19 protein-coding genes are annotated in these 23,175 nt (G+C 63.9%); 12 read left to right on the forward strand and 7 right to left on the reverse strand.

The window, feature by feature from the left end:
• The first annotated feature begins 58 nt into the window (after positions 1-58).
• From NMB38_RS17910 to NMB38_RS17950, 9 genes are all read left to right on the forward strand, one after another.
• The gene (locus NMB38_RS17910; protein ID WP_494354850.1) at positions 59-1,495 is read left to right on the forward strand and encodes a TolC family outer membrane protein; all 1,437 of its coding nucleotides are present in this window, start codon (positions 59-61) and stop codon (positions 1,493-1,495) included.
• Positions 1,492-3,660 (forward strand): type I secretion system permease/ATPase, encoded by a 2,169-nt coding sequence (locus NMB38_RS17915; RefSeq protein ID WP_132579076.1) that lies wholly within the window; start codon positions 1,492-1,494, stop codon positions 3,658-3,660. The genes NMB38_RS17910 and NMB38_RS17915 overlap by 4 nt, the downstream gene beginning before the upstream one ends.
• The gene (locus tag NMB38_RS17920; protein WP_023534727.1) at positions 3,657-4,841 is read left to right on the forward strand and encodes an HlyD family type I secretion periplasmic adaptor subunit; all 1,185 of its coding nucleotides are present in this window, start codon (positions 3,657-3,659) and stop codon (positions 4,839-4,841) included. Before NMB38_RS17915 ends, NMB38_RS17920 begins: the two co-directional genes overlap by 4 nt.
• A gap of 72 nt (positions 4,842-4,913) precedes the next feature.
• A complete protein-coding gene (locus NMB38_RS17925; RefSeq protein ID WP_027916572.1) occupies positions 4,914-5,813 on the forward strand; it encodes a chemotaxis protein in 900 nt (299 codons plus the stop codon).
• Between the two features lie 84 nt (positions 5,814-5,897).
• A complete protein-coding gene (locus tag NMB38_RS17930) occupies positions 5,898-6,209 on the forward strand; it encodes a hypothetical protein (RefSeq protein WP_027916573.1) in 312 nt (103 codons plus the stop codon).
• A complete protein-coding gene (locus tag NMB38_RS17935; protein ID WP_027916574.1) occupies positions 6,206-6,940 on the forward strand; it encodes a YkgJ family cysteine cluster protein in 735 nt (244 codons plus the stop codon). The genes NMB38_RS17930 and NMB38_RS17935 overlap by 4 nt, the downstream gene beginning before the upstream one ends.
• Before the next feature lie 351 nt (positions 6,941-7,291).
• On the forward strand, positions 7,292-7,516 hold the full coding sequence (locus tag NMB38_RS17940; protein ID WP_027916575.1) for a hypothetical protein: 225 nt from the start codon (positions 7,292-7,294) through the stop codon (positions 7,514-7,516).
• Between the two features lie 196 nt (positions 7,517-7,712).
• Complete coding sequence (locus NMB38_RS17945; protein ID WP_027916576.1) at positions 7,713-9,047, forward strand: OprD family porin; 1,335 nt, start codon at positions 7,713-7,715, stop codon at positions 9,045-9,047.
• Positions 9,048-9,183: 136 nt separating this feature from the next.
• The gene (locus NMB38_RS17950; protein WP_140175049.1) at positions 9,184-10,680 is read left to right on the forward strand and encodes a sensor domain-containing diguanylate cyclase; all 1,497 of its coding nucleotides are present in this window, start codon (positions 9,184-9,186) and stop codon (positions 10,678-10,680) included.
• Here the strand turns inward: NMB38_RS17950 and NMB38_RS17955 are convergent.
• Entirely contained in the window at positions 10,677-11,153 is a 477-nt protein-coding gene (locus NMB38_RS17955) for a PA2169 family four-helix-bundle protein (protein WP_254286863.1), read from the reverse strand. The genes NMB38_RS17950 and NMB38_RS17955 overlap by 4 nt on opposite strands.
• Before the next feature lie 191 nt (positions 11,154-11,344).
• Between NMB38_RS17955 and NMB38_RS17960 the strand changes: the two genes are divergently transcribed.
• Entirely contained in the window at positions 11,345-11,569 is a 225-nt protein-coding gene (locus NMB38_RS17960; protein ID WP_027916579.1) for a DUF3820 family protein, read from the forward strand.
• A 205-nt stretch (positions 11,570-11,774) separates the two neighbouring features.
• Here NMB38_RS17960 and NMB38_RS17965 read toward each other — a convergent pair whose 3' ends face one another.
• From NMB38_RS17965 to ptsP, 3 genes are read right to left on the reverse strand one after another with little or no spacing between them, the layout of a single operon-like run.
• Positions 11,775-13,508 carry a PTS fructose-like transporter subunit IIB gene (locus tag NMB38_RS17965; RefSeq protein WP_254286864.1) on the reverse strand — a complete coding sequence of 578 codons (1,734 nt, stop codon included), beginning with the start codon at positions 13,506-13,508 and terminating at the stop codon, positions 11,775-11,777.
• A complete protein-coding gene (pfkB, locus tag NMB38_RS17970; protein ID WP_345956381.1) occupies positions 13,505-14,452 on the reverse strand; it encodes a 1-phosphofructokinase in 948 nt (315 codons plus the stop codon). Before pfkB ends, NMB38_RS17965 begins: the two co-directional genes overlap by 4 nt.
• On the reverse strand, positions 14,453-17,305 hold the full coding sequence (gene ptsP / locus NMB38_RS17975; RefSeq protein ID WP_254286865.1) for a phosphoenolpyruvate--protein phosphotransferase: 2,853 nt from the start codon (positions 17,303-17,305) through the stop codon (positions 14,453-14,455). It lies immediately after the preceding gene.
• A gap of 284 nt (positions 17,306-17,589) precedes the next feature.
• Between ptsP and cra the strand changes: the two genes are divergently transcribed.
• Both cra and NMB38_RS17985 read left to right on the forward strand, forming a co-directional pair.
• Complete coding sequence (gene cra / locus NMB38_RS17980; protein ID WP_023534675.1) at positions 17,590-18,585, forward strand: catabolite repressor/activator; 996 nt, start codon at positions 17,590-17,592, stop codon at positions 18,583-18,585.
• 2 nt (positions 18,586-18,587) lie between these two features.
• Positions 18,588-19,376, forward strand: a complete 789-nt coding sequence (locus tag NMB38_RS17985; protein WP_027916583.1) for a TatD family hydrolase — start codon at positions 18,588-18,590, stop codon at positions 19,374-19,376.
• Between the two features lie 24 nt (positions 19,377-19,400).
• Here the strand turns inward: NMB38_RS17985 and ampE are convergent, their stop codons facing one another.
• The 3 genes from ampE to NMB38_RS18000 all read right to left on the reverse strand — a co-directional run bounded on the left by ampE (position 19,401) and on the right by NMB38_RS18000 (position 23,036).
• Positions 19,401-20,240, reverse strand: a complete 840-nt coding sequence (gene ampE, locus NMB38_RS17990; protein WP_236167495.1) for a regulatory signaling modulator protein AmpE — start codon at positions 20,238-20,240, stop codon at positions 19,401-19,403.
• Positions 20,241-20,243: 3 nt separating this feature from the next.
• Positions 20,244-20,810 carry a 1,6-anhydro-N-acetylmuramyl-L-alanine amidase AmpD gene (gene ampD, locus NMB38_RS17995; RefSeq protein WP_027916585.1) on the reverse strand — a complete coding sequence of 189 codons (567 nt, stop codon included), beginning with the start codon at positions 20,808-20,810 and terminating at the stop codon, positions 20,244-20,246.
• A gap of 72 nt (positions 20,811-20,882) precedes the next feature.
• Positions 20,883-23,036 carry a DUF1631 domain-containing protein gene (locus tag NMB38_RS18000; protein ID WP_028688119.1) on the reverse strand — a complete coding sequence of 718 codons (2,154 nt, stop codon included), beginning with the start codon at positions 23,034-23,036 and terminating at the stop codon, positions 20,883-20,885.
• Positions 23,037-23,175: the final 139 nt, after the last annotated feature.

The raw sequence follows: 23,175 nt of genomic DNA on the forward strand, positions 1-23,175 counted from the left end.
CAAACCCGCCGGGTACATCCCCGGGGGCAAGGACGATGATCAGCAGTAAGGACACTCTGTGAAACCAAGCAGTACGCTGTCACCGTGGTTGCTGGGAGCCTTCGGGCTCCTGGTCTTGAATTTTCAACCGGCGGCCCAGGCCGCCGATGACATAGACCCCGCATTACGCCAGATCGGGCCGTCCCTGCTCAGGGACGCGCCTGAAGCGGTACCGGCAAGGCCTGCCGTGGGCATGGCCCCGGTAGCCGGCGCGCAGGCCTTGGGGTTGTCCGAGGCCGTGTTGCAGGCCGCGCAATGGCACCCCAGCATCGCCGAGGCCATCGGTAACCTGTACAAGCAAGGCGAAGGTATCAACGTCGCCCGTGCAGGTTATTACCCGCAGATCTCCGGTGGGCTGCGTACCGGCTATGACACCGGGTACGGCGGTGACCGCAGCAGCCAGGCCATCAACCTGTCGCTCAAGCAGATGCTGTACGACTTCGGCAAGGTCGATCATGCGGTCAGCGCTGCCCAGGCCGCAGCCGCCCGGGCCCAGGCCAATATTTTGCTGGTGGTCGATGACCTGGCCCGCGACACGGCCTATGCCTGGATCGAAACGCGCCGCTATGAGCAGCTGATCGGCATTGCCAGTGACCAGATCCGCGGGGTGGGCGACATTGCCAACATGGCTCGCCAGCGCAGCGACATGGGCGCCAGCACCCGCTCTGACGTGGTCCAGGCAGAATCGCGGGTACAAAGCGCCCGCGCCGTGCTGGAGGAATACAGCGCCCAGTACGAGCGCTGGCGCTCGACCCTGGCGGCCTTGCTCGGACGTGCCACGCCGGTCTCTCTGGACGAACGACCGCCTCAGGAACTGGCCCAGGCCTGCAAGCGCCCGAGTCAGGGCGACGAGCGCCTGCCAGCGGTACTGATGGCGCTTGCCCAACGTGCCCAGGGCCAGGCCGAACTGGCCCAGGCCAAGGCCGAGGCTTACCCCACCGTGTCGTTGCAGCCGCAGGTCAACCACTACCTGGATAACGACTACAACCGTGACAACTCGCGCCTGGACCGTACCCAGGCCGGTATCTACCTCAACGTGGAGGTACCCATCTACCAGGGCGGCTCCATCAGTGCCCGCAGCCGCGCGGCCGGCTATGCCCTGACGGCCGCCGATTCGGCCGAGGATGCCGCGCGCCTGCAGGCCCGTCGCGGCCTGGCCGAGGCCACCGCACAAACAGCGGGCCTGGGGCGCCGCCTGAACTCGCTCGAGGCCCGCCAGGACAGCATCCAGGAAGCGCGAATGCTTTATGGCCGCCAGTACCTGGACCTGGGCACGCGCCCCCTGCTCGACTTGCTCAATGCCGAGCAGGAAATCCACCAGTCGCGCTTCGAACTGGCCGGCACCCGTTCCGACCTGCTGCGTCTGGACGTGGACTGCCTCTACAACACGGGCGCCCTGCGGGCGGCCTTCGGCCTCGAGGGGCGTAACCTGCAAGGTGTGGAGATTCAGCCATGAGCGATCCGGTCAATGTGACGCTGCCCGAACCGGCCCAGGCCCCGGCGCCTGCCACCAGCGCGCGCGCTGACCTCGGCCCTTGGCTGGAGGTGATGCTGCAGGTCGCGCACCATTATCGTCTGGACGTGTCACCCCAGCGCATCCGCCTGGCCGCCGATGAGGATGCCCGCCCCCTGGACGAAATCCTGCGCCACATGGCCCGACAAGCCGGCCTGGCCTTGCGCTTCGTGCGTTTCGACGCAAAAGGCTTGCGGCAATGGCGCACGCCGCTGGTGTTGGAGCTCGATGACGGCCAACTGGCGGTGGTCGAGTCGGTGACCCAGGAGGACGACCTGGCGGTGGTCTTCGCAGGCGATCAAGGGCTGACCTCGCGCCTGCCCCGCGATGCGCTGCAAGGCAGGATCACCCGCGTTGCACTGCTGCGCCCCGCACGGCCACTGCGCGATGTGCGCACCGATGACTACACCGCCCCGTACGACCGGCACTGGTTCGCCCGTATCGTACTGCGCGATCTGCGCCCGTACGGGCAAGTGATGATCGCCTCACTGGTCGCCAACGTACTGGCGCTGGCCGGGGTGCTGTTCTCGATGCAGGTCTACGACCGCGTGATTCCGGCTGAATCACTGCCGACCTTGTATGTGCTGTTTGGCGGCGTGGTGCTGGCGTTGGTGTTCGACTTCAGCATGCGCCTGCTGCGTCTCAAGGTCACCGACCTGTTGGGCAAGCGGGCCGACCTGCGCGTCAGCGACCTGGTCTATGGCCACGCCCTGCGCCTGCGCAACTCGGTGCGGCCCAAGTCCACCGGCTCGTTCATTTCGCAGTTGCGCGAGCTGGAGTCGATCCGCGACCTGATCACCTCCAGCACCGCGACGGCACTGGCCGACCTGCCCTTCTTCCTGCTGTTCCTGTTCGTGTTCTGGCTGATCGGCGGCGTGCTGGTGTTCGTGCCGATCGTGGCCCTGGTGGCGATGGTGGTGCCGGGCTTGCTCGCGCAGCGGCGCCTGGCACGGTTGGCCAATGCCTCGATGCGTGAGTCCTCGTTGCGCAATGCCATGCTGGTCGAGAGCATCCAGGGCCTGGACGAGATCAAGGCCCTGCAAGCCGAAGCGCGTTTCGAGCGGCAATGGAACCAGTACAACGCCGCCTGCGCCCACACCAACCTGCGCCTGCGCACCCTCACCAACGGGCTGGTGGCCTGGACGCAGAATGTGCAAGGGGCCGTATTCGCCGTGGTCATCGTGATCGGCGCGCCCATGGTGATCGCCGGCGACCTGACCACTGGCAGCCTGGTGGCCGCCTCCATGCTGGCCTCGCGCATGATGGCGCCGCTGGCCCAACTGACCCATGTACTGACCCGCTGGCAGCAGGCCAAGGTGGCCCTGCAAGGGCTGGACAAGCTGATGCAGTCGCCAGTGGACCACCCCGAAGGCGAGGCACGGGTGCACATGCCTGCCCTGCGTGGTGAATACCGCTTGCGCCAGGCCACCTTCCGCTACAGCGAAGAGGCGCCGCCTGTGCTCAACATCGCGCAGCTGGACATTCGCCCGGGCGAGCGCATTGCCGTGCTCGGCCGCAACGGCGCTGGCAAGTCGACCTTGCTGCAGGCGCTGGCCGGTAGCATGGACCTGATGCAGGGGGAGGTGAGCCTGGACGGTATCGCCATGGCGCACCTGGACCCGGCCGACCTGCGCCGTGACGTGGGCTTGCTGGCCCAGTACGCCAGGCTGTTCCACGGCACCCTGCGCGAGAACCTGACCCTGGGCGCCGGCCAGGCCAGCGATCAGGAGCTGGTGGCGGCGCTGTCGGCCACCGGTGCGCTGGACTTCGTGCGTCGCCTGCCCAAAGGCATGGATCACCTGATCCTCGAAGGCGGCCTGGGCCTGTCCGGTGGGCAGCGCCAGGCCCTGGTGCTGTCGCGGCTGCTGGTGCGTCAGCCGCAGGTGCTGCTGCTGGACGAGCCCACCGCTTCGCTCGATGACATCACCGAGCGCCGGTTGCTGGATAACCTGGATCGCTTCTGCCAGGGCCGCACCTTGGTGATCGCCACCCACCGGTTGAGCGTGCTGCAGCGGGTGGACCGCATCCTGGTGCTCGACGGCGGCCGTATCGTGATCAACGACGCACGCGACGCCGCGTTGGCCAAACTGCAAGGAGCGCAGGCATGAGCAACCATGAACTTCCCGCCTCTTACCTCGATGGTCAGGATGACCAGGCGGTGTTTCGGGCTGGGCGCCTGATCACCCTGTGCGCGGTGATGCTGGCGGCATTCCTGGCCTGGGCGGCCTGGTTCGAGGTGACCGAGGTGTCCACCGGCACGGGCAAGGTCATCCCCAGCTCCCGTGAGCAGGTGATCCAGTCGTTCGAAGGTGGGATCGTCGCGCAGATGAGCGTGGCCGAAGGAGATCTGGTCGAGCGCGGCCAGGTCCTGGCCCAGCTCGATCCGACCAAGACATCATCAAGCGTGGGCGAAAGCGAAGCCAAGTACCGCGCCGCCAAGGCCAGCCAGGCGCGCCTGCAGGCAGAGGTCACGGGCAAGCCGTTGAAATTCCCGGCTAGTCTGCGCGAGTCGCCCGAGCTGATCGAGGCGGAGACGGCGCTGTACACCACCCGCCGCCGTGGTCTTGAGCAGACGCTGGCCGGTATCGAGGACTCGCTGCGGCTGGTGCGCAGCGAGCTAAAGATCACCGAAAACCTGGCGAAGATGGGCGCTTCCAGCCGCGTCGAGGTCATCCGCCTGAACCGCCAGCGCTCGGAACTGGAGCTCAAGGCCACCGAGGCACGCTCGGAGTATCTGGTGCGGGCCAGGGAGGAACTGGCCAAGGCCAGCGCCGAGGCCGACAGCCTGTCGGAGGTAATCCGTGGCCGCAGCGACTCATTGACGCGCCTGACCTTGCGCTCGCCGGTGCGGGGTATCGTCAAGGACATCGAGGTCAACACCCTGGGCGGTGTGGTGCAGCCAGGTGGCCAGGTGATGAAGATCGTGCCGATGGATGAGCGCCTGCTGATCGAGACCCGCATCGCGCCACGGGACATTGCCTTCATTCACCCCGATCAGGCCGCCAAAGTGAAGATCAGCGCCTACGACTACTCGGTGTATGGCGGCTTGGACGGCAAGGTGGTGGGGATTTCGCCGGATACTCTGCAAGACGAGGTCAAACCTGAAATCTACTATTACCGGGTGTTCATTCGCACCGAACAGGACAGCCTGCAGAACAAGGCCGGCAAGCAGTTTGCAATCGTGCCAGGGATGATCGCCACGGTGGATATTCGCACCGGGGAGAAGACGATACTCGACTACCTCATCAAACCCCTGAACCGAGCCAAGGAAGCCTTGCGCGAGCGTTAGCGCAAGCGCCCCTAAAGCCTTTACGGAACAGGCCGATAACCTGTCATCCCCTGTTCCCCACCGAAGGTCACCATGGCCAAGCAAAATGCCCGCGCGGACGCGTTGTCCCTGCTGTTGTTCACCCTGCGCAGCGGCAAGCTGATGGCAATCAACCTGCTCAAGGTCAGCGAAATCATTCCGTGCCCGGCGCTGACCAAGCTTCCCGAGTCCCACCCGCATGTCAAAGGCGTGGCGACCTTGCGCGGGCATCCGCTGTCGGTGATCGACCTGTCCCGCGCCATTGGCGAGCAACCGCTGGCCGACCCCAACGGCGGGTGTTTGATCGTCACCGAGATCAGCCGCTCACGCCAGGGCCTGCACGTGCAAGCGGTCAGCCGCATCGTGCACTGCCTGAGCACCGACATCAAACCGCCGCCGTACGGTGCGGGCAAACAGTCGTTCATCACGGGCGTCACCCGCGTGGACAACACCTTGGTGCAGGTGCTCGACATCGAGAAGGTCATTCACGGCATCGCCCCGCCCCCCGTCGAATTGCCCGCCAGTGGCCTGAGCGTCGAGGACGCCAGCCTGCTGGCTGCCGCCAACATCCTGGTGGTCGACGACAGCAACGTCGCCCTGCAACAGTCGGTGCATACCCTGCGCAACCTGGGGATCGAATGCCGCACCGCCCGCAGTGCCAAGGACGCCATCGGCATTCTGCTGGAGCTGCAAGGCACGGCGCAGGAGATCAATGTCATCGTCTCGGACATCGAGATGAGCGAGATGGACGGCTATGCCTTCACCCGCAGCCTGCGCGAAAGCCCGGATTTCCAGCACGTGTATGTGCTGCTGCACACCTCGCTGGACAGCGCCATGAGCAGCGAAAAGGCGACCCAGGCCGGGGCCAATGCCATCTTGACCAAGTTCTCGTCCCCGGAGTTGACCGACTGCCTGGTGGTGGCGGCGCGGGCGGTGGTCTTCGCCGAGCGCTGACCTGCCCACACGGCAGCGGGTTTGCCCCTCGGACTGACTGGGGCATACTTCCATACCCCTTTCGCAACCAACAGGAAGCCACGCATGAAACGTATCAGCCTCATCCTGATCAGTTGCGCCCTGTTCAGCGGCCTCGTCCAGGCTTCCAGCAACCAGGCCTGGAACGAGCACCGCCAGCAAATGCTCAAGGCCTGCCTGGCTGCCAGCCAGTTCAAGAACGCCCATGCCCGTAGCAAGCCCGCCGAATTCGACGACCAGACCGGCATGAGCGCCCTGCTGGTCGAAGGCCTGTACCCGCAAAAGCACATGAAGCAGCGAACCGGTACCGAGTTGTGCCTGTATGACCGCAAGCAACAGCGGGCGTATGTGAGTGAATGGAGCCCGCAAACCAAGTGAGCGATAGCCTGCGTTTCGCCTGCACCGGCTGCGGCAAGTGCTGCAGCGGCCACCATGTGCCCCTGACCCTGGCCGAGTCGCAGCGCTGGGCCCGTGACGGCGGGCAGGTGATAGTGCTGTTAGAGGCATTCGTGGTGGACGGCCCTGGCATGCCCCCTGAGCAACGCGAACATGTGCTGTTGCGCTCTCATGCCGTGCCCAGTGCCGACGGCCAGGTTCGGGTGTCGGTGACCTTCGCGGCCTTCAACCCTGGCCGTTGCCGCTACCTGGACGACAACGACCTGTGCGCCATTTACGACCAGCGCCCACTGGTGTGCAGGATCTATCCGGTTGAAATCAACCCGCACATTCCCTTGCGGCCCGAGAGCAAGGATTGCCCACCCGAGGCCTGGCAACAGGGGCCTGAGCTGATTCACGGCACACAGCTGGTCGATGCCGAGTTGCAGGCGCTGGTGCAGGCCTCTCGGCAGGCAGACAGGGAAGACATTGCGGCCAAGGTGGCGGTCTGCCAAGCACTGGGCATGACCACCAGCGCGCTCAAGGGCAACGGCTTCACGGCCTACCTGCCTGACATGCAGGCATTTGCCACAGCCCTTGCAGAGCATCCTCAGGACACAGGGGGGTCTTGGGCTCTGCATGTCGAAGACGCTGTATTGCAGGCCCAGTTACAGGCACTTGGGGTGCAGGTGACTGACCAGCCACCGGTTTATTACGCTTTTATCGGGTTCTAGGGGCAGGACGGGTGATGTTGGCTTTAACACCGTCAGCCCGTTTTAGCCGGTCAGGGGCGCCGCTGCGGCTGTAGTGGCCTACGCAGTGGCCGTGCCACGCAGCTTCGCGACTCACAAGGTTCGGTGATCCTTTCACAGGGTGTGTTCACACCGCCCACTGAGCGCCTTGTCTTTCGTCACGCTACAAGGCTCTAAACCGGGCATTTCAACGACAATCTGCGCCATTCCAGCCCCGATACTTACCTTTTACGCAACAGTGCTTATCCAACTTCGCTCTGTTTAAACTGCCTTCACACGACTAACTTTACCCCTGTCCTCATTAGCACTTGCACCGCAAGAAGGTAGTTAGAAATGTCCAACAGTATGGGTATTGCCAGCGTGTTCGTCCTGTCGTCCCTGTTGTTGTCCCCCCTGGCCATGGCCGAAGAGTCGCCTGCATTCGTGGCCCGCAACGCCGAGTTCGCAGCGGCCCATCAGGACGCCCGCGAAACAGTGACCGCCCAGCATGCCGAGACGGTCAAAGCCTCGCAGCAGACAGCGTCCAAAGCGGTTGTCGATACCGACGCCGACAGCTGAGCCTACGCCTCGGCGCGTTCAACATGCGCCATGGGATTCATCTGTTTCAATATGTTAGCCTCTAAAAAGCCGCTGCCCTATCAGCGGCTTTTTTTCGTATGCGCTGGGTTTTCCCCTGGCAGATTCGTCATGCAGCAAGCATGACCATCTCCTACAACAAGCACTGCCCCGCCTACCGATCAAGGAGTCAATACCGGTGTCTTTCGCGTTTCGCTTCACCCCGCTTTTCATTGCGCTCAGTGCAAGTATTCCCGTCACGGCCCAGGCCACCGATGACAATGCCGAGGGTTTCATAGCGGGTTCGTCGTTGAACCTGCACCTGCGCAATGCTTATTTCAACCGCGACTCCCACAATCAGGGTGCACGCGATACGCGGGAATGGGGTCAAGGGGCAGTGGCGCGCTTCGAATCCGGTTACACGCCAGGCATTGTCGGTTTCGGTCTCGACGCGCACGCCATGCTGGGGGTTAAGCTGGACGGTGGCGGTGGTCATGCAGGCACCAGCATTCTGCCTACACATGTGAAAGGCGACGGCGAACTGGGCGCTGCCCCGCATTCGTTTTCCACAGCAGGCGCGGCGCTCAAGCTCAAGGCGCTGGATACCGAGTTCAAGGCCGGCGACCTGTTCTTGACCAACCCCGTGATCGCCGGTGGCGAAACCCGCATGCTGCCGCAGACGTTCCGGGGTATCAGCCTGATCAACACCAGCGTCGAGGGGCTGCTGCTTGAGGGTGGCAAGGTCAGTTTCACCAAGCCCTACAACCAAAGCGGCCACCGCCGTATCGATACCTACTATGGCTCGCTGGATGAGCGCGGCAAGAGCAAGCACCTGAGCTGGGCGGGCGCAGCCTGGAGCGGTACACCCAACATCACTACCAGCGTGTATGCGGCCGAACTGAAGGACATCTGGAACCAGTACTACGCCGACTTCGACTACACCTACGTGGTCAACGAGCAGGTCAGCCTCAACCCTGGCGCCCACTTTTATCACACGCAAGACACAGGCCGGGCCTTGCTGGGCAGCATCGACAACAATACCTACAGCCTTCACCTGACACTCAATGCGGGCGCCCATACCGTGACGGCCGCCTATCAGCGGGTCAACGGCGATACCCCGTTCGACTACATCAACCTCGGTGACAGCGTCTACCTGGACAACTCGCGCATGTATTCGGACTTCAACGCGCCGAACGAGCGGTCCTGGAAACTTCAGTACGGGTACGACTTCGCCGGCCTCGACTTGCCCGGCTTGAGCGCATCGCTGTCTTACTCGCGGGGCAAGGCCGACCTGACCAAGGCCGCCCAGGGCAACAGCCACTACGATTACTACCGGGCCGATGGCAAGGATGCCCAGCACTGGGAACGCGACCTGGACATCAAGTACGTGTTCCAGGAAGGCGACCTCAAAGACCTCTCGGTACTGGTACGGTATGCCACGCACCGCGGCGGCCAGGGCTACGCCTCGATTGACGGCAACAGCAACAACGACGAGATGCGCGTGATTGTCGACTATCCCTTGAACGTGTTCTGACAGTCACTGCAATCACTGGCTGATCAGCGCGGCAGGGGAACCCCTGCCGCACGGTAATTCCGTCGGACGAACTTGTCCGACAATCTTCACTTGCCTAGAATGTCGCCGCCGCAAATGGCCCCCAGCAGTCGCGACCATGCCTACCTCACCGTTACGCCTCCCCCCTTCCCGGTCGCACCCCGAACTTGCTCTCGTGCTGGGCAGTTGCCTGGCCGTGTTCGCCATCGTGGCCATCGTCAGCTACTTGCTGATGCGCGAGCGTGAAAGCGTGGAGCAATCGGCCGTACGCTCGGCCAACAACATCGTGCAATTGATCGAAAGTGACATTTTGCGCAATGTCGAGCTTTACGATCAGGCCCTGCAAAGGCTGATCTGGGCGGTAGGCCGCAAGGAGCTGCCCTCCGTACCCGGCCCACTGCGCCAGCGGCTGCTGTTCGATGACACCTTCGCCGACCGCAAGCGTGGGGATGTACTGTGGCTGAACAGCAACGGTGACGTGGTAGGCGATTCGACCAGCAGCGTACCGCGCAAGGCCAACTTCCGGGACACAGGCGTGTTCCAGACCCATTTGCACAACCCCAACACCACCCTGCTGGTGGGGCCGCCGTTCAAGGCCCGATTGGGCGACCTGGACTGGTGCATCAGTTTCAGCCGGCGCATCACCGACCCGAACGGTGATTTCGCAGGCATCGCGGCTGGCGCGCTGCGCCTTGGCTACGTTACCGATCTGTTCAAACGCCTGGATATCGGCGCCAACAGCAGCGTGAACCTGCTCAACGTCGAAGGCCAGCTTCTGGCCCGCCAGCCCATGGGCCCCTCCGATCCATCGGTCGGTAGCCAGCATGCCGGCAAACCCAATTTCCAGCGAATACTCGGGCAGCAGAGTGGCAGCTTCGTCGCGGCCTCCGCCGGGGATGACGGCGAGCGCATGTATACCTTTGCCCGCGTGGGCGACTTGCCGCTGATCGTGCTGGTGGTGCATGCCACCGACGAGGTGTTCGCGTCCTGGCGCCGTACGGCACTGCTGGTCAGCGTTGCCACCGGGCTGCTGTGTGCGGGCATCATCTGGTTGACCTGGCTGCTCAGTCGCGAGCTGCGTCGCCGTTTCCAGGCTGAACAGCGCCTGGCGACCTTGGCCGCGACCGACAGCCTGACCGGCCTGGCCAACCGCCGGCACCTGGACCAAGTGCTGCGCCTTGAATGGGCACGTGCACAGCGTACGCGCCAACCACTGACGGTGCTGATGGTGGATGTGGATCATTTCAAGGCGTTCAATCAGCGCCACGGCCATGCGGGCGGTGACCATGTACTGCGCGAAGTGGCCAAGGCCATCGAGGCCTGTATCCGTCGGCCGGCCGATCTGGCCGCCCGGTATGGCGGGGAGGAATTTCAGGTGGTACTGCCGGAAACCGACGTGGAAGGGGCACGGATGCTGGCGGAACGAATATGCCGCAGCGTCGCACGACTCGCACCTTTTGGTAACGATACCCAACCGGTCACGGTGAGCATCGGTATTGGCAGCCTCAACGCACACACCCAGCAAGACCTTGCAGCCATGCTGGATGGGGCGGATGAAGCGCTCTACCGGGCCAAGGCCAACGGCCGCAACCGGGTAGAAGGCCCGGTCACTTAGGAATGAGCGCGGACTTTGTCACGCAGCGCCTTTACTTCATCATGATTTTGCTGCACGCCTTGGAGCTGACGATCGACCAGGTCCAGGCTGCTTGCTGCGGCAGGGACGTTGAGCTTGACGAGCTTTTCACGGGCTTGACGGTACGCCTTCAGGGCATAGTCCTGGCCACGCTCGGTCTCGTTCATCACCGCCTCGTCATCATGGCTGGTGAAGGCTGTCTTAAGTTCGATCCAGGCACGGTGCAGGTCACCGGTGAAGCTGGTGGACGTCTCCGGGTCACCGCCCAATTTACGGACCTCGTCCTGAAGCTCCTTAACAGCTTCGCCGCAACCAGTGGCGCGCTCGGTCAGGAAGCCTTTGAGGTATTGATTCTTGACGTCTTCTGCCGATTTCAGAAAGCCTTTCTGGCCGTCTTTGCTGTATTCGATCAGGTCGTTGAGAATATCGATCACGTCTTTGTTGGTATCGCTCATGACTCAAACTCCTTGAGGGTTGATGAGTAGACAGGAGCAGCCTTCGTGCCAGCTTTCCAAAAAAAATAAACCCTTGTAAATCATTACCTTAAAAGATAAAGGCAAATTGCTATGCATCGCGTTCTGCATGATCCGCTTAGGTGGGTCGTGCAGTTTGCAGTATGGTGGGCGTCTTTATGACGAGTACGAAAATGTTCAACCCGGAACGTCTCGAACTGCTGGTGACCCGCAGCATGCCGTTCGGCAAATACCAAGGCAGGATCATTGCCGACCTGCCGGGCGATTACCTGGCGTGGTTTGCGCGCAAGGGCTTTCCCACGGGAGAGCTAGGGGAGTTGCTGGCGTTGATGCATGAGGTCGACCATAACGGCTTGGCTGACCTGCTGGCGCCGTTGCGGCGCAAGCATGGCTGTTGAGCGGGTTGGCCGACCGCGCCCTCACGGGACGGCACGGTGTAGCGCTGACTCCGCTCCCTGTAGGAGCGCCCCGGCAAGGCCGATCCCACAGTGATCGCGTAATGTCGGAGTTGACGTATTCATCGGATCGCCTTGCACTTCATGTGCAAGCCAGCAAGCCCGATGAACGGCATCCGTAGCCGAGAAGGCTTGCCGCTGAGCAACCCTACCCCTTGGCCGGCGCCACCATCAACTCGACGTTTTCATTCTTCTTGATCAGCGCATACACCACCGCCGTCAGCAAGCTGCCTGCGACAATCGCCAACAGGTACAACGCGGCATGGTTGATGGCGTTCGGGATCAGCAGAACGAACAGGCCACCGTGTGGCGCCATGAGCTTGCAACCAAAGTACATGGACAACGCTCCGGTCAGCGCGCCCCCTGCCAGGCTCGCCGGGATCACTCGCAGCGGGTCCTTGGCGGCGAATGGAATGGCCCCTTCGGAAATGAAGCACAGCCCCAGCGCCAACGCTGCCTTGCCTGCCTCCCGCTCGCTCTGGGCGAATTTGCGCCTGGCCAGGAACGTGGCAAGGCCCAGGCCGATCGGCGGCACCATGCCAGCGGCCATGGTGGCCGCCATCGGGGCATAGCTCGAAGAGGCCAGCAACCCTACCGAGAACGCATAGGCGGCCTTGTTGATCGGCCCGCCGAGGTCGATGCACATCATGCCACCGAGCAGCAGCCCCAGCAGGATCGCATTGGTAGTGCCCATGCTGTCGAGAAACCGCGTAAGGCCTTCAAGCATGGCCGCCACGGGCTGCCCCACCACGTAGATCATCACCAGCCCGGTGAACAGGCTCGCCAGCAAAGGAATGATCAGGATCGGTTTGAGCGCCTCCAGGCTGCTGGGCAGCTTCGCCCAGCGGGCAATGGCCTTGGCGCTGTAGCCGGCCAGAAAGCCTGCCACGATGCCGCCAATGAAGCCGGCGCCCAAGGTGCTGGCCAGCAGACCGCCGATCATGCCTGGGGCCAACCCCGGCCGATCGGCGATGGACCAGGCGATATAACCGGCCAGCAGTGGCACCATCAGCTTGAACGCCGCTTCGCCGCCGATCTGCATCAGCGCAGCCGGTAGCGTCCCCGCTTCCTTGTAGGCTTCGATGCCGAACACGAACGACAAGGCGATCAGCAGGCCCCCGGCCACGACCATGGGCAGCATGAACGAGACACCGGTCAGCAGGTGCTTGTAGACGCCGGTCTTTTCGCCCTTGCTGGCGGCGGCGCTGGCCGAAGCAGCCCCACCCTCCTCCACCTTGGCTTCGGCCAGCGCCTTGTCCAGGGTGGCGCGGGCCTGCTTGAGCGCAATGCCAGTACCGCAGCGGTAGATGCGCTTGCCCGCAAAGCGCGCGGCGGGCACCTCGATGTCAGCGGCCAGCAGCACCACGTCGGCCGCTGCGATGGCTTCGGCCGAAAGCGGGTTGCGTGCCCCGACCGAGCCTTGGGTTTCAACAGTGAGCTGGTACCCCATCTGCTGCGCGGCCTGTTGCAGGGCTTCGGCCGCCATGAAGGTGTGGGCGACGCCAGTCGGGCACGCAGTGACTGCAACGATGCGCACTTCATCGCGGGTAGCGACATCCGGTGCTACGGCCGTCAGCGGCTGCGCATTGGCGGCTGCTTCGTCGAGAAAGCCTTCGCGGTCAGCCAATGCCTGGGACGGCGTGCTCTGGTACACACGCTTGCCGACAAAACGGCTCAGGTCCACCGGGCCGGTGCTGACCACCAGCACCCAGTCGGCGGCAGCGATCTGTGCTGCGTCGAGCTGTCGTTCGGGATGCTCGGCATCCTGCACCTCGACCTGGGTGGTCCAGCCACGGCGCTGGGCCGCAGCCGCCAGCAGGCGAGCGCTGAGTAGGCTCGATACCTGGCCATTGGGGCAGGCGGTGAGAATGACAATGTTCATTGGCAACCCTCTTGTTGTTCTGTCAGGCTCACGGCGGCTTGCAGGCGGGCCAACTGGTCATGGTCATTGATGCCGAAACCCACCTGGGTGACGGCCTGTGCGGCGATGGCGGTGGCGCGGGCCAAGGTGCGCGACGCGGCCTCACCCTGCAACAGCCCGTGGACCATGCCGGCCACGAGAGAGTCCCCGGCACCGACCGTGCTGGCCACGTTCACCTTGGGCGGTACCGCCACCAGGGTGAAGTTCCGGGCGAACCAGCGCACCCCGTGCTCGCCGGCCGACACCACCACATGCTCGACGCCCTCGTCCAGTAGCTGGCGGGCAGCCAGTCGCTGTTGGCCGACATCGTCCACGGGCGTGCCCAGGGCTTCGCCCAATTCTTCGGTATTGGGCTTGACCAGCCATGGCAGGCTTTGCAGACCGACGCGCAGCGCCTGGCCGCTGGTGTCGAGCGCCACTTTCAAACCCATCGCCTTGAGTTCATCGAGCAAGTCACCAAACCATTGAGGGCTGATCCCGCGTGGCAGGCTGCCAGCAACGACCACGGCATCGTGCCCCAGCGCGTGCTGGCGCAACAGGCGCAGCAAGGCATCGCAAGCGGCCGCGTCCACTTCCGGGCCCAAACCGTTGATGTCGGTGACGCGGCCATCGGCCTCGACCAGCTTGAGGTTGCTGCGGGTTTCCCCAGGCACGCGCACGAAGCAATCGCAGAAGCCGCGCCAGTCGATCAGCGCTTCGAACGCCGGCAGGTTGTCCTGCCCGAGAAAGCCACTGACGGTCACGCTATGGCCCAGGTCGGCCAGCACCTGGGCGACGTTCAGGCCCTTGCCAGCCGCGTGACTGTGCTGGGCCTGGCTGCGGTTGACGTGACCGGGGCGCAGGCTGTCGAGCCCGATGGTGATGTCCACGGCGGGGTTAAGGGTCAGGGTCAGGATCTTGGCCATTCAATAACGCTCCACCAGCGCGCGAACCGCGGCGGCGCTGTCTTGTTGCAAGGCCTCACGCGCCAAGGCGCGGGCTGTACGGGAATCGGCCTGGCGCACCAGGGCCTTGACTTCGGCAACGCTGCGCGATGCCACGCTCAGCTCGTCCACTTCAAGCCCCAGCAGCACCGCGACGGCCTGCGGGTCAGCCGCCAGTTCGCCGCACACTCCCACCCACTTGCCATGGGCGTGGGCGGCGCGCACCGTCATGTCGATCAGGCTGAGGACCGAAGGGTGCAGCCCATCGGCCTGGGCGGACAGGCTGGGGTGGCCACGGTCGATGGCCAGGGTGTATTGGGTCAGGTCATTGGTGCCGATGCTGAAGAAGTCCACCTCGCGCGCCAGTTGCGGCGCCAGCAGGGCTGCCGAGGGCACCTCGACCATGATGCCCACCTGCAGGTCTGCCACGGGTATTTCCGTGCGCAGGCGCTCGACCATCGCACGGGCCTCGCGCCACTCGTGCATCTGCCCGACCATGGGGAACATGATGCGCAAAGGGCGTTGATCGGCGGCGCGCAGCAGGGCCCGCAGTTGGTCTTCCATCACCTGCGGGCGCTGCAGGGTCAGACGCACGCCGCGCACGCCGAGGAACGGGTTCTCTTCTGCGGCGATCGGCCAGTACGGCAGCGGTTTGTCGCCGCCTACGTCCAGGGTTCGCACCACCAGCGGGCGCCCGTCCAGGCCATCGAGCACGCGGCGGTACTCGGCTTCTTGGGTGGCCACATCCGGCGCCTGAGAGTGGGCCATGAAAATCAGTTCGGTGCGCAACAGGCCGACGCCTTCGGCCCCCTGCTCCACCACCTTGTCGATACCGCTGCTTTCACCGATGTTGGCGAAGACCTCAATGGCATGGCCATCACGGGTCACTGCCGGGTCGAAACGGTTGGCCCAGGCGGCTTGCAGACGCTGCTCGCGCACGTCACGCTCGGCCAGGGCACGCTGCAGCTCTTCGGCTGGCGGCGCGACGTTGACCACACCGCGTTGGCCGTCGAGCAGCAGCGGTGTGCCATTCTCGAGCAGCAGCACGCCGGGGCCTGCTCCGACTACGGCAGGAATACCCAGCGCCCGGGCGACGATGGCGCTGTGCGCGGTGGCGCCACCCTGGGCTGTAACAATACCGGCAACCCGCGCCGGGTCGAGCCTGGCGACATCGGAGGGTCCAACCTCGCTCATCACCAGCACGTAAGGTTGGTCAGGCTCGCTCTGCGTCTGGACGCCGCACAGCTGGGCCAATACGCGGCGACCCACATCGCGCAGGTCAGCGGCCCGTTCGGCCAGCAACGCGTCGTGCAGCGCTTCTTGCTGGCTGGCCGCTGATTCGATCACCGCCATCCACGCGGCGGCGGCACTTTCCCCTTGGGCCAGGCGCTGCTCGACGTCGTCGGTCAGGGCCGGGTCGGCCAGCATTTCCTGATGGGTGACGAAAATCTCGCCGATGGCCGCGTCGCTGCGCTGCACCAGCACCTGAAGGTCGGCACTGACGGTAGCCACGGCCTGGGTCAGTTTGTATCGTTCCTGATCGTACGACTCGCCGCGCAGCGGGTAGTCGAACGTGCGTTCGGTCACAACGTGGGCAGGGCCGCATGCGATACCTGGGGCAGCGCCCACACCCTGCACGCGGCTGCCGGCCGCCGGCGCCTTCGCCGTTTCGACTGCTGGCTGCGCAGGGGCCTCTGCAACAAGCGGCAGCGCTTCCACGTCCTCACCCAACCCCTGCTCGATGGCTGCCAGCAACGCAGGCAGGGCATCGGCGGCGATAGCAGGCTCGGCCACCAGCTCCAGTTCCTGGCCGCGGCGCGCGCCAAGGCTCAACAGCTTGCTCAGGCTTTTCACCGACACGCCAGGCTGACCGCTGTCGACCACGCGGACGCGAATGTCGCCCTCGAAACGTTTGGCCAGCTGCGCCAGCACCTTGGCTGGGCGAGCATGCAGGCCGTGGGCGTTGGCCAGCAGGATGCGCGCGCTCGGCCAGTCGGCAGGCGCCTCGCCGCCGAGCACTTCGAGCACGGCGCGGCTGCTGGTGGCCTGGTAAAGCATCTGCCCACGGCCTTCGATCAACACTTCGCACAACCGTTCGAGCAAGGCCTGGTGGGCAGCCCCCAGGCTGGCCAGGCAGAACAGACCCGTCAGGGGTTGATCGCGGTAGCGCACAGGTTGTGCCGGGGTGACGAAGGCCAGCCCTGGCTGGCGAACCTGACGTTCGCTGTGCAGCCACCACAAACCCTCTCCCAGCGGCAGCGGCTCTGCCTGTTGCAGTACGGCAGCAAAGCCGCTGTCCACGCAGTTGGCGCGCTGCAACAAGCGCGCACCGCGCCAGGCCAGCTCATCGAAATCTTCGGCTGGAAGGTTCAAGGCGACCAACTGCGCATCGAGCGCCAACTCCTGCGGTGCACCCTGCAGCAGTTTGAGCAAGGCCTCGGCCGAGCCCGCACGGCGCAGGGCCTCGGCCAGATCGGTTTCGCCCAGGGCGCGGGTCAGTAATTGCAGCAGGCGCAAGTGCTCGTCAGAGCGCGCAGCGATACCAATGGCCAAGTACACAATCTGCCCATCGCCCCAGTCCACACCCTCGGGAAACTGCAACAGACGCACGCCTGTGGTGTGCACCAGGTCGCGGGTCTGCGGCGTACCGTGGGGGATGGCGATGCCCTGGCCAAGGAACGTCGAACCTTGCGCCTCGCGGTCCTGCAACCCTTGCAGGTAGCCCTCGGCGACCAGTCCGTCGGCGACCAGGCGGTCCGCCAGCAGGCGCAATGCGTGCGCCTTGTCGGGGGCCGTCTGGCCCATGGCTATCTGCTCCTTGGCGAGCTCGAGCATGACCTTCTCCCTTTGCAGTTCCCGGATGGGTACTGGAGTATTGTTGTGAAATTCACGGAAATGGCCAGTTCAACCGCCTTGCACAGTGGGCAGCAGATGCAGAAAATCAGGAGGCTGAAACGTTTAATCTGACCAGGCGGCCACGTTACTCGATAATCTGCCGATGAAAAAGCCCCATCCTGTCGGACAATTGCGACAATGGTCGCCTGCGCTCGCTGGGGTATCAGGGTCAAACTGCCTGGTCATCGCCCACAGCCAGCTTTGGTCATAACAAGGAAAACTCGGTGAAACTCAGCGATATCGCCCGTCTGGCCGGTGTGTCCGTCACCACCGCCAGTTACGTCATCAATGGCAAGGCCGAACAGCAACGCATCAGCAACAGCACCGTGGAGCGCGTGCAGGCGGTGGTGCAGGCCCATGGCTTCACGCCCAACCCCCAGGCCGCTGGTTTGCGCAGCCGGCACACCCGTACGCTCGGCTTCATTCTCCCGGACCTTGAGAACCCCAGCTATGCGCGTATTGCCAAGCGCCTTGAGCAAGGCGCCCGGGCCCGGGGCTATCAGTTGCTGATCGCCAGCAGTGATGACCAGCCCGACAGCGAACGCCAGTTGCAGCAGCTGTTCCGGGCACGCCGCTGCGATGCCTTGTTCGTCGCCAGCTGCCTACCGCCGCAAGACCAGAGCTACCGCGAACTGCAAGACAAGGGCCTGCCGGTCATCGCCATCGACCGCGGCCTGGACCCCCGGTATTTTTGCTCGGTGATCAGCGATGACCATGATGCCAGTCGTCGTCTGGCGGCCAGCCTGTTGAGCACCGCGCCAAGCAGCATCGCCCTGATCGGCGCACGCCCTGAACTGTCGGTCAGCCAGGCCCGCGCCGGTGGTTTCGACGATGCGCTGCAGGGCTTTGCCGGTGAGGTGCGCCGCTACCAGGGCGAAGCGTTCAGCCGAGAGTGCGGGCAGCGGCTCATGCAGCAATTGATCGATGAGCTGGGCCACCTGCCCGATGCCTTGATCACCACCTCGTACGTGCTCCTGCAGGGGGTGTTCGACGCGCTGCACGCCCAGCCCATCGAATCGCGCCGGTTGCAGCTGGGCACTTTCGGCGACAACCAACTGCTCGATTTCTTGCCGCTGCCGGTCAATGCCATGGCCCAGCGTCATGGTGACATGGCCGCAAAGGCACTGGAGCTGGCACTTGCCGCAATCGAAGACAAACGCTATGAACCCGGCGTGCATGCGGTAGCGCGTACCTTCAAGCAGCGAATCGACGCGCCATGAACCTGCGCCTGATCGACACCCACACGCACCTGGACTTCCCCGACTTCGACGCTGACCGCCCGAGCCTGATGGCCCGCGCGAGCGCGCGAGGCGTCGAGCGAATGGTGGTGCTGGGGGTTCATCAGGCCAACTTTCAGCGGGTATGGGATTTGGCCTGCAGCGACTCGCGCCTGGCGGCGGCGCTTGGCCTGCACCCGGTCTATCTTGAAGAGCATCAACCCAGCCACATCGAGCAGTTGCGTGCCTGGTTGGAGCGCTTGCGTGGCGACGGCCGTCTGTGTGCGGTGGGCGAGTTCGGACTGGATTACTACCTGCCTGAACTGGACAAGGTCCGTCAGCAACGGTTATTCGAGGCACAGTTGCAAATGGCGTGCGATTTCCAGTTACCGGCCCTGCTGCACGTACGCCGCAGCCACGCCCAGGTGATTGCCGCCCTCAAGCGCTACAGGCCGATGCGGGCGGGTATCATCCATGCGTTCGCCGGCAGTTACGAAGAGGCACGTGAGTACATCAAGCTAGGCTTTCGGCTTGGGCTGGGCGGCGCGGCGACCTGGCCCCAGGCCGTGCGGCTGCGCCGTACGGTTGCCCGCTTACCGCTCGACAGCGTGGTGCTGGAGACCGACGCACCGGACATGGCGCCGGTCATGCATCCTGGGGTGCGCAACAGCCCCGAGCACCTGCCAGACATCGCACACTCGCTGGCCGAGTCGATGGGCGTGCCCGTCGAGCAATTGGCCGAAGCGAGCACGCGCAACGCCTGCGAGCTGTTTGGTTGGCAAGCCCTGGGCTGACTCGCACAGGCCCGGCCTACGTGGTCAGGCCAACACGGTCCACAACGCGAAAGCGGCATACCACAGCACACCACACCGCAGCACCAGGTCCCACAGGCTATCCAGGCGCCGCGCCCCACCTTCATCGTCGCTGGCAGCGCCAGCATGACTGCCGTCATCTGCAATGCGCCCGATGCGGGCCACCAGGTGCGCGGCGCTGATATGCCAGTTCAACAGTTCGTGCAACATTTCGCGGGCAACGGCGACGAAGTTGCCGACCAAAGCAAAGCTCAATGCCACCACCCTGACCGGCACCCAGTCCATGAGGTGGCGAAGCTGCTCGGCACGTTGCTGGAGTGCGGGTCGCTGACTGTGCGCTTGGCACAACGCCAGAAGGCGGTAAGCTAGCGCGACGGCCGGGCCCAGTAGGAAGTACCAGAAGATGACGGCGAAAAAACCCTGATAGGCCTCCCACAGCAGCCTGCTTTGCAGGCGTTCGCGCAGGCTGCGTGGCCCATCGGCCACGACCCCCAGGTCACGTGCGGCCACGTGCAGCGCGGCCTGTTCATCGCCCCTGTGCCAGGCGTCACGCAAAGGCCCGAGGGAAGCCTTGGCATCGCCACGCCCCAGGCTATAGACCAGCACCAGAAGATGCACTGGCAAGGCCAGCAGGCCGTAGGCAACGGGCTCAAGCACATGCAACAGCAGTGACAGCACCACCACCGGCGCCAGCACCACAGCGGCCAGCACCCACCCTGCAGGCAGCCCACCTCTGCGCTCAAGGCGCACCAGTTCGCCAAGGAAGAAACCGTCACGCTGGACCAGATGGCGCAAGCCCGAAAACTTCTCGAACCACAGCACCAGGATCAATACCAGAAAACTCATACTTCAGCCCTCATTGCGCTGTAACGCCTGGCGGTACCGCTCCCAGTCGAAGGCAGGGCCGGGGTCGGTCTTGCGCTGGGGGGCGATGTCGCTGTGCCCTTGAATACGCTCGGGGGTAATGGCCGGCCAGGCCTTACGGATGTGACGCGTCAAGCGGTCGAGGGTCAGGTACTGCGCCTCGGTATAGGGTATCTGGTCAGTGCCCTCGAGCTCGATGCCGATCGAGAAGTCGTTGCATCCCTCACGGCCGTCGAAACAGGAGACGCCCGCATGCCAGGCGCGGTCGTGCAACGAGACGAACTGGGTCACCGCGCCTCCACGCTCGATGAACAGGTGCGCAGACACTTTCAGGTGCTCGATGGTGGCGAAATAGGGGTGTGCGTTCGGATCGAGCCGGTTCTGGAAGAATGCCTGGACGTAACCGCCGCCGAAGTTGGCCGGCGGCAAGCTGATGTTGTGAAGCACCAGCAGAGAAATGTGCTCACCTTGCGGGCGAACATTGAAATTCGGTGAGGGGCAGTGGGTGATTCCGTCTCCGTGGAACCAGCCAGTGGCACGGTCCAATTGCATGGGGCCTGTCCTGAAAAGTGCTGCACAGAGCGTCAGTATGCCCTGCCGCCGCTGTCGTTGACACGGTAATCGTCACAAGGCGGCCTGCCCGCTCCTGCGTAAAGTCTCTATGACCGCTTCCAGGGCGCGCTCGAATAAAGGGCCGTCATCCAGTACGCGGACAGTGCCGGCTTCCAGGGCCTGGTCAAGGCCGGCGCCACTCCACTCCCGCACTTTCATGCCGCTGCGATTGGCAAAGACGAGCTTGTCGCAGCTGTCCAGGCGAGCCACTAACTTGCAGCGCTGGATGCCACCGTCATCGGACACTTCAATCCAGGTGCCCATGCGCAAGCGTTGCACCTTCTGCGAGACCTTGCCCTGCTCACCGGCCGGTTGCAGCCCAGGCCCGTCTGCCTCTTCGGCCAACGTCACCAGGATGTCCTGGGTAACCAGGATGTCGTCCTCGTCTATCTCGGCGTCACCTGCATAAGCACGTAGGTGCAGTTGTTGGAGTTTGCGGAAAAATTCACGGGTCACCAGCGAATCGGTGCCAACACTGGCCAGCCCATCGCGCAGTGACTTGAGCAACGGTGGTACCTGATGCATCAGGACCTGCGGCGCAAGCGATGGCATCACACTGGCCAGCAACGTATCGAGGGTCTGCAGAGCATTGCGCCAGCCCAGAGAGGTTTCTCCGTGCCTGAGCCAGGCCAGCATCATGACCTGGCTCCAGTTGTTGCTCAGCATCTGTACCACTGCCTGCGGCCACACACGTCCGCGCAGACGCTGGCTGAGCACCTGTTGCACCTGTCGCCTGGCGAGCGAGGCATTGGCCCGCCCTTCTTCGGCGTCCCGAGTGCGCTGCTCGAACAGCTCGGTACGCCGCCGTTCATGCTGGGTCTGCCCGAGAAAGTCCTCGAGCAGCTCACCGAACAGACGCGAGTCTTCGGCAAAATCGATGAGCAAGCGCTGAACCACATGTTCTGCGCGCAGTTGCAAGGCATCACCCTGCCCTTGCTCGCGCGGGTCGCAGCCGAGCCCCGCCGCCGCCAATTCGTTGAGCAGCCGTCGGGCGGGATGGCTGGCGCGGCTGAGCAGCCCCCTGTCCAGCAGCGCCACCTTGAGCAGCGGGATCTGCAGGCGCGCCAGCACTGCTCGCAGGCAAATGGGCAGATTGTCATCACTTGCAATGAACCTGAACACCTGCTCGATCAGGTTGATCATGTCTTCGTCGTCACCGCCAATGAAGCGGCGGGTACCGCTACGCACGCTGATGGTCAGCAGCAACTGCTCCAGTTGCTGGCCAAGGACGAAGTCATCAGCCGCGCCGGGCTCCGGCACATAGTGCTGCAGGTGTGAAAGCAACCGCAGCAGATCGGCCCTGCTGACCTGCTGGGCGCCGGCCGGTGCACCCAGGCGAGGCGCCAACACCCCACGTGTCGATCGCAGAAGCGGCTGCAGGGAGGCGAACAAGGCCTCGCCTGCGGTATCGTCGGCCGCTTCAGGCTCATGATAGGAACGCTCGTCCGGCTCCGCCAGCAAGCAACTGTCTCCAGCTCGTCGGCAAGGCGTCGGTGGCAGCTGCCCCAGCACACCTGCCGCAATCAGTACCCTGTTGGCTTCGCCATAGATGACTTGCGCGTCGCACAGCACGTACCGTTCGAACAGCTTGAGCAGCACCAGCTTTACGCGCGGTCCTACACCCAGGCTTTGCCCGGCTTCGAGAAAGCAGCGGCACAGGGCAATAGGGTTCAGGGGGTTGCACTGCTCAGGCACATGACGTTCGAGCAGCGTCTGCAAGCGCAGGCCCAGTTGCTGTAAGGCGACGCCATCACGGGCCTTCACTCTGGCAACCATCGCTTCCACCGCTGCTGCGCGCTCGGACTGACCGGGGGTAGAAGACAAGGCGTGAACGATGGTTGCCGGGGCACGTTCAGGCTCAGGCTCGACCAAGCGCGCGAAGGCTTCATGGACGGTATCGAGAAACAGCCGCTCGATGCTCTTGCGTTTGAGCCGCAAGTCGCGCATGGCTTCGAAATACAGGTGCTGAGCGAACCGGTCAGCGGCCTTGTCCGCCATTTCGAACAGCGTATCGTCGGCATTGTCGAACAGCGCCTGCAAACCCTGACGCAGCTGCAAGGCGGCCTGATCGCGCACTTGCAGCAGCGCAATGGGCAGACTCGAAGGGGGCGTGCGCCGTCCATGTTCAGCCGCCGCCAAGGGCACTACCTTGCCCTCTTTGTGCATCCTGTACTCCTTGCAGGGTGTCGGGCCCAGACACGGCCGATTTCGCCAATAGCATGACGCCAAATATCAGACAGCATTATCGGGAATAATTCCTTTTACTGCCAGATACGTTTCCCTTGGTAAGTCTTGACCCTGAATA

Source organism: Pseudomonas sp. FBCC-B35 (assembly GCF_059133755.1).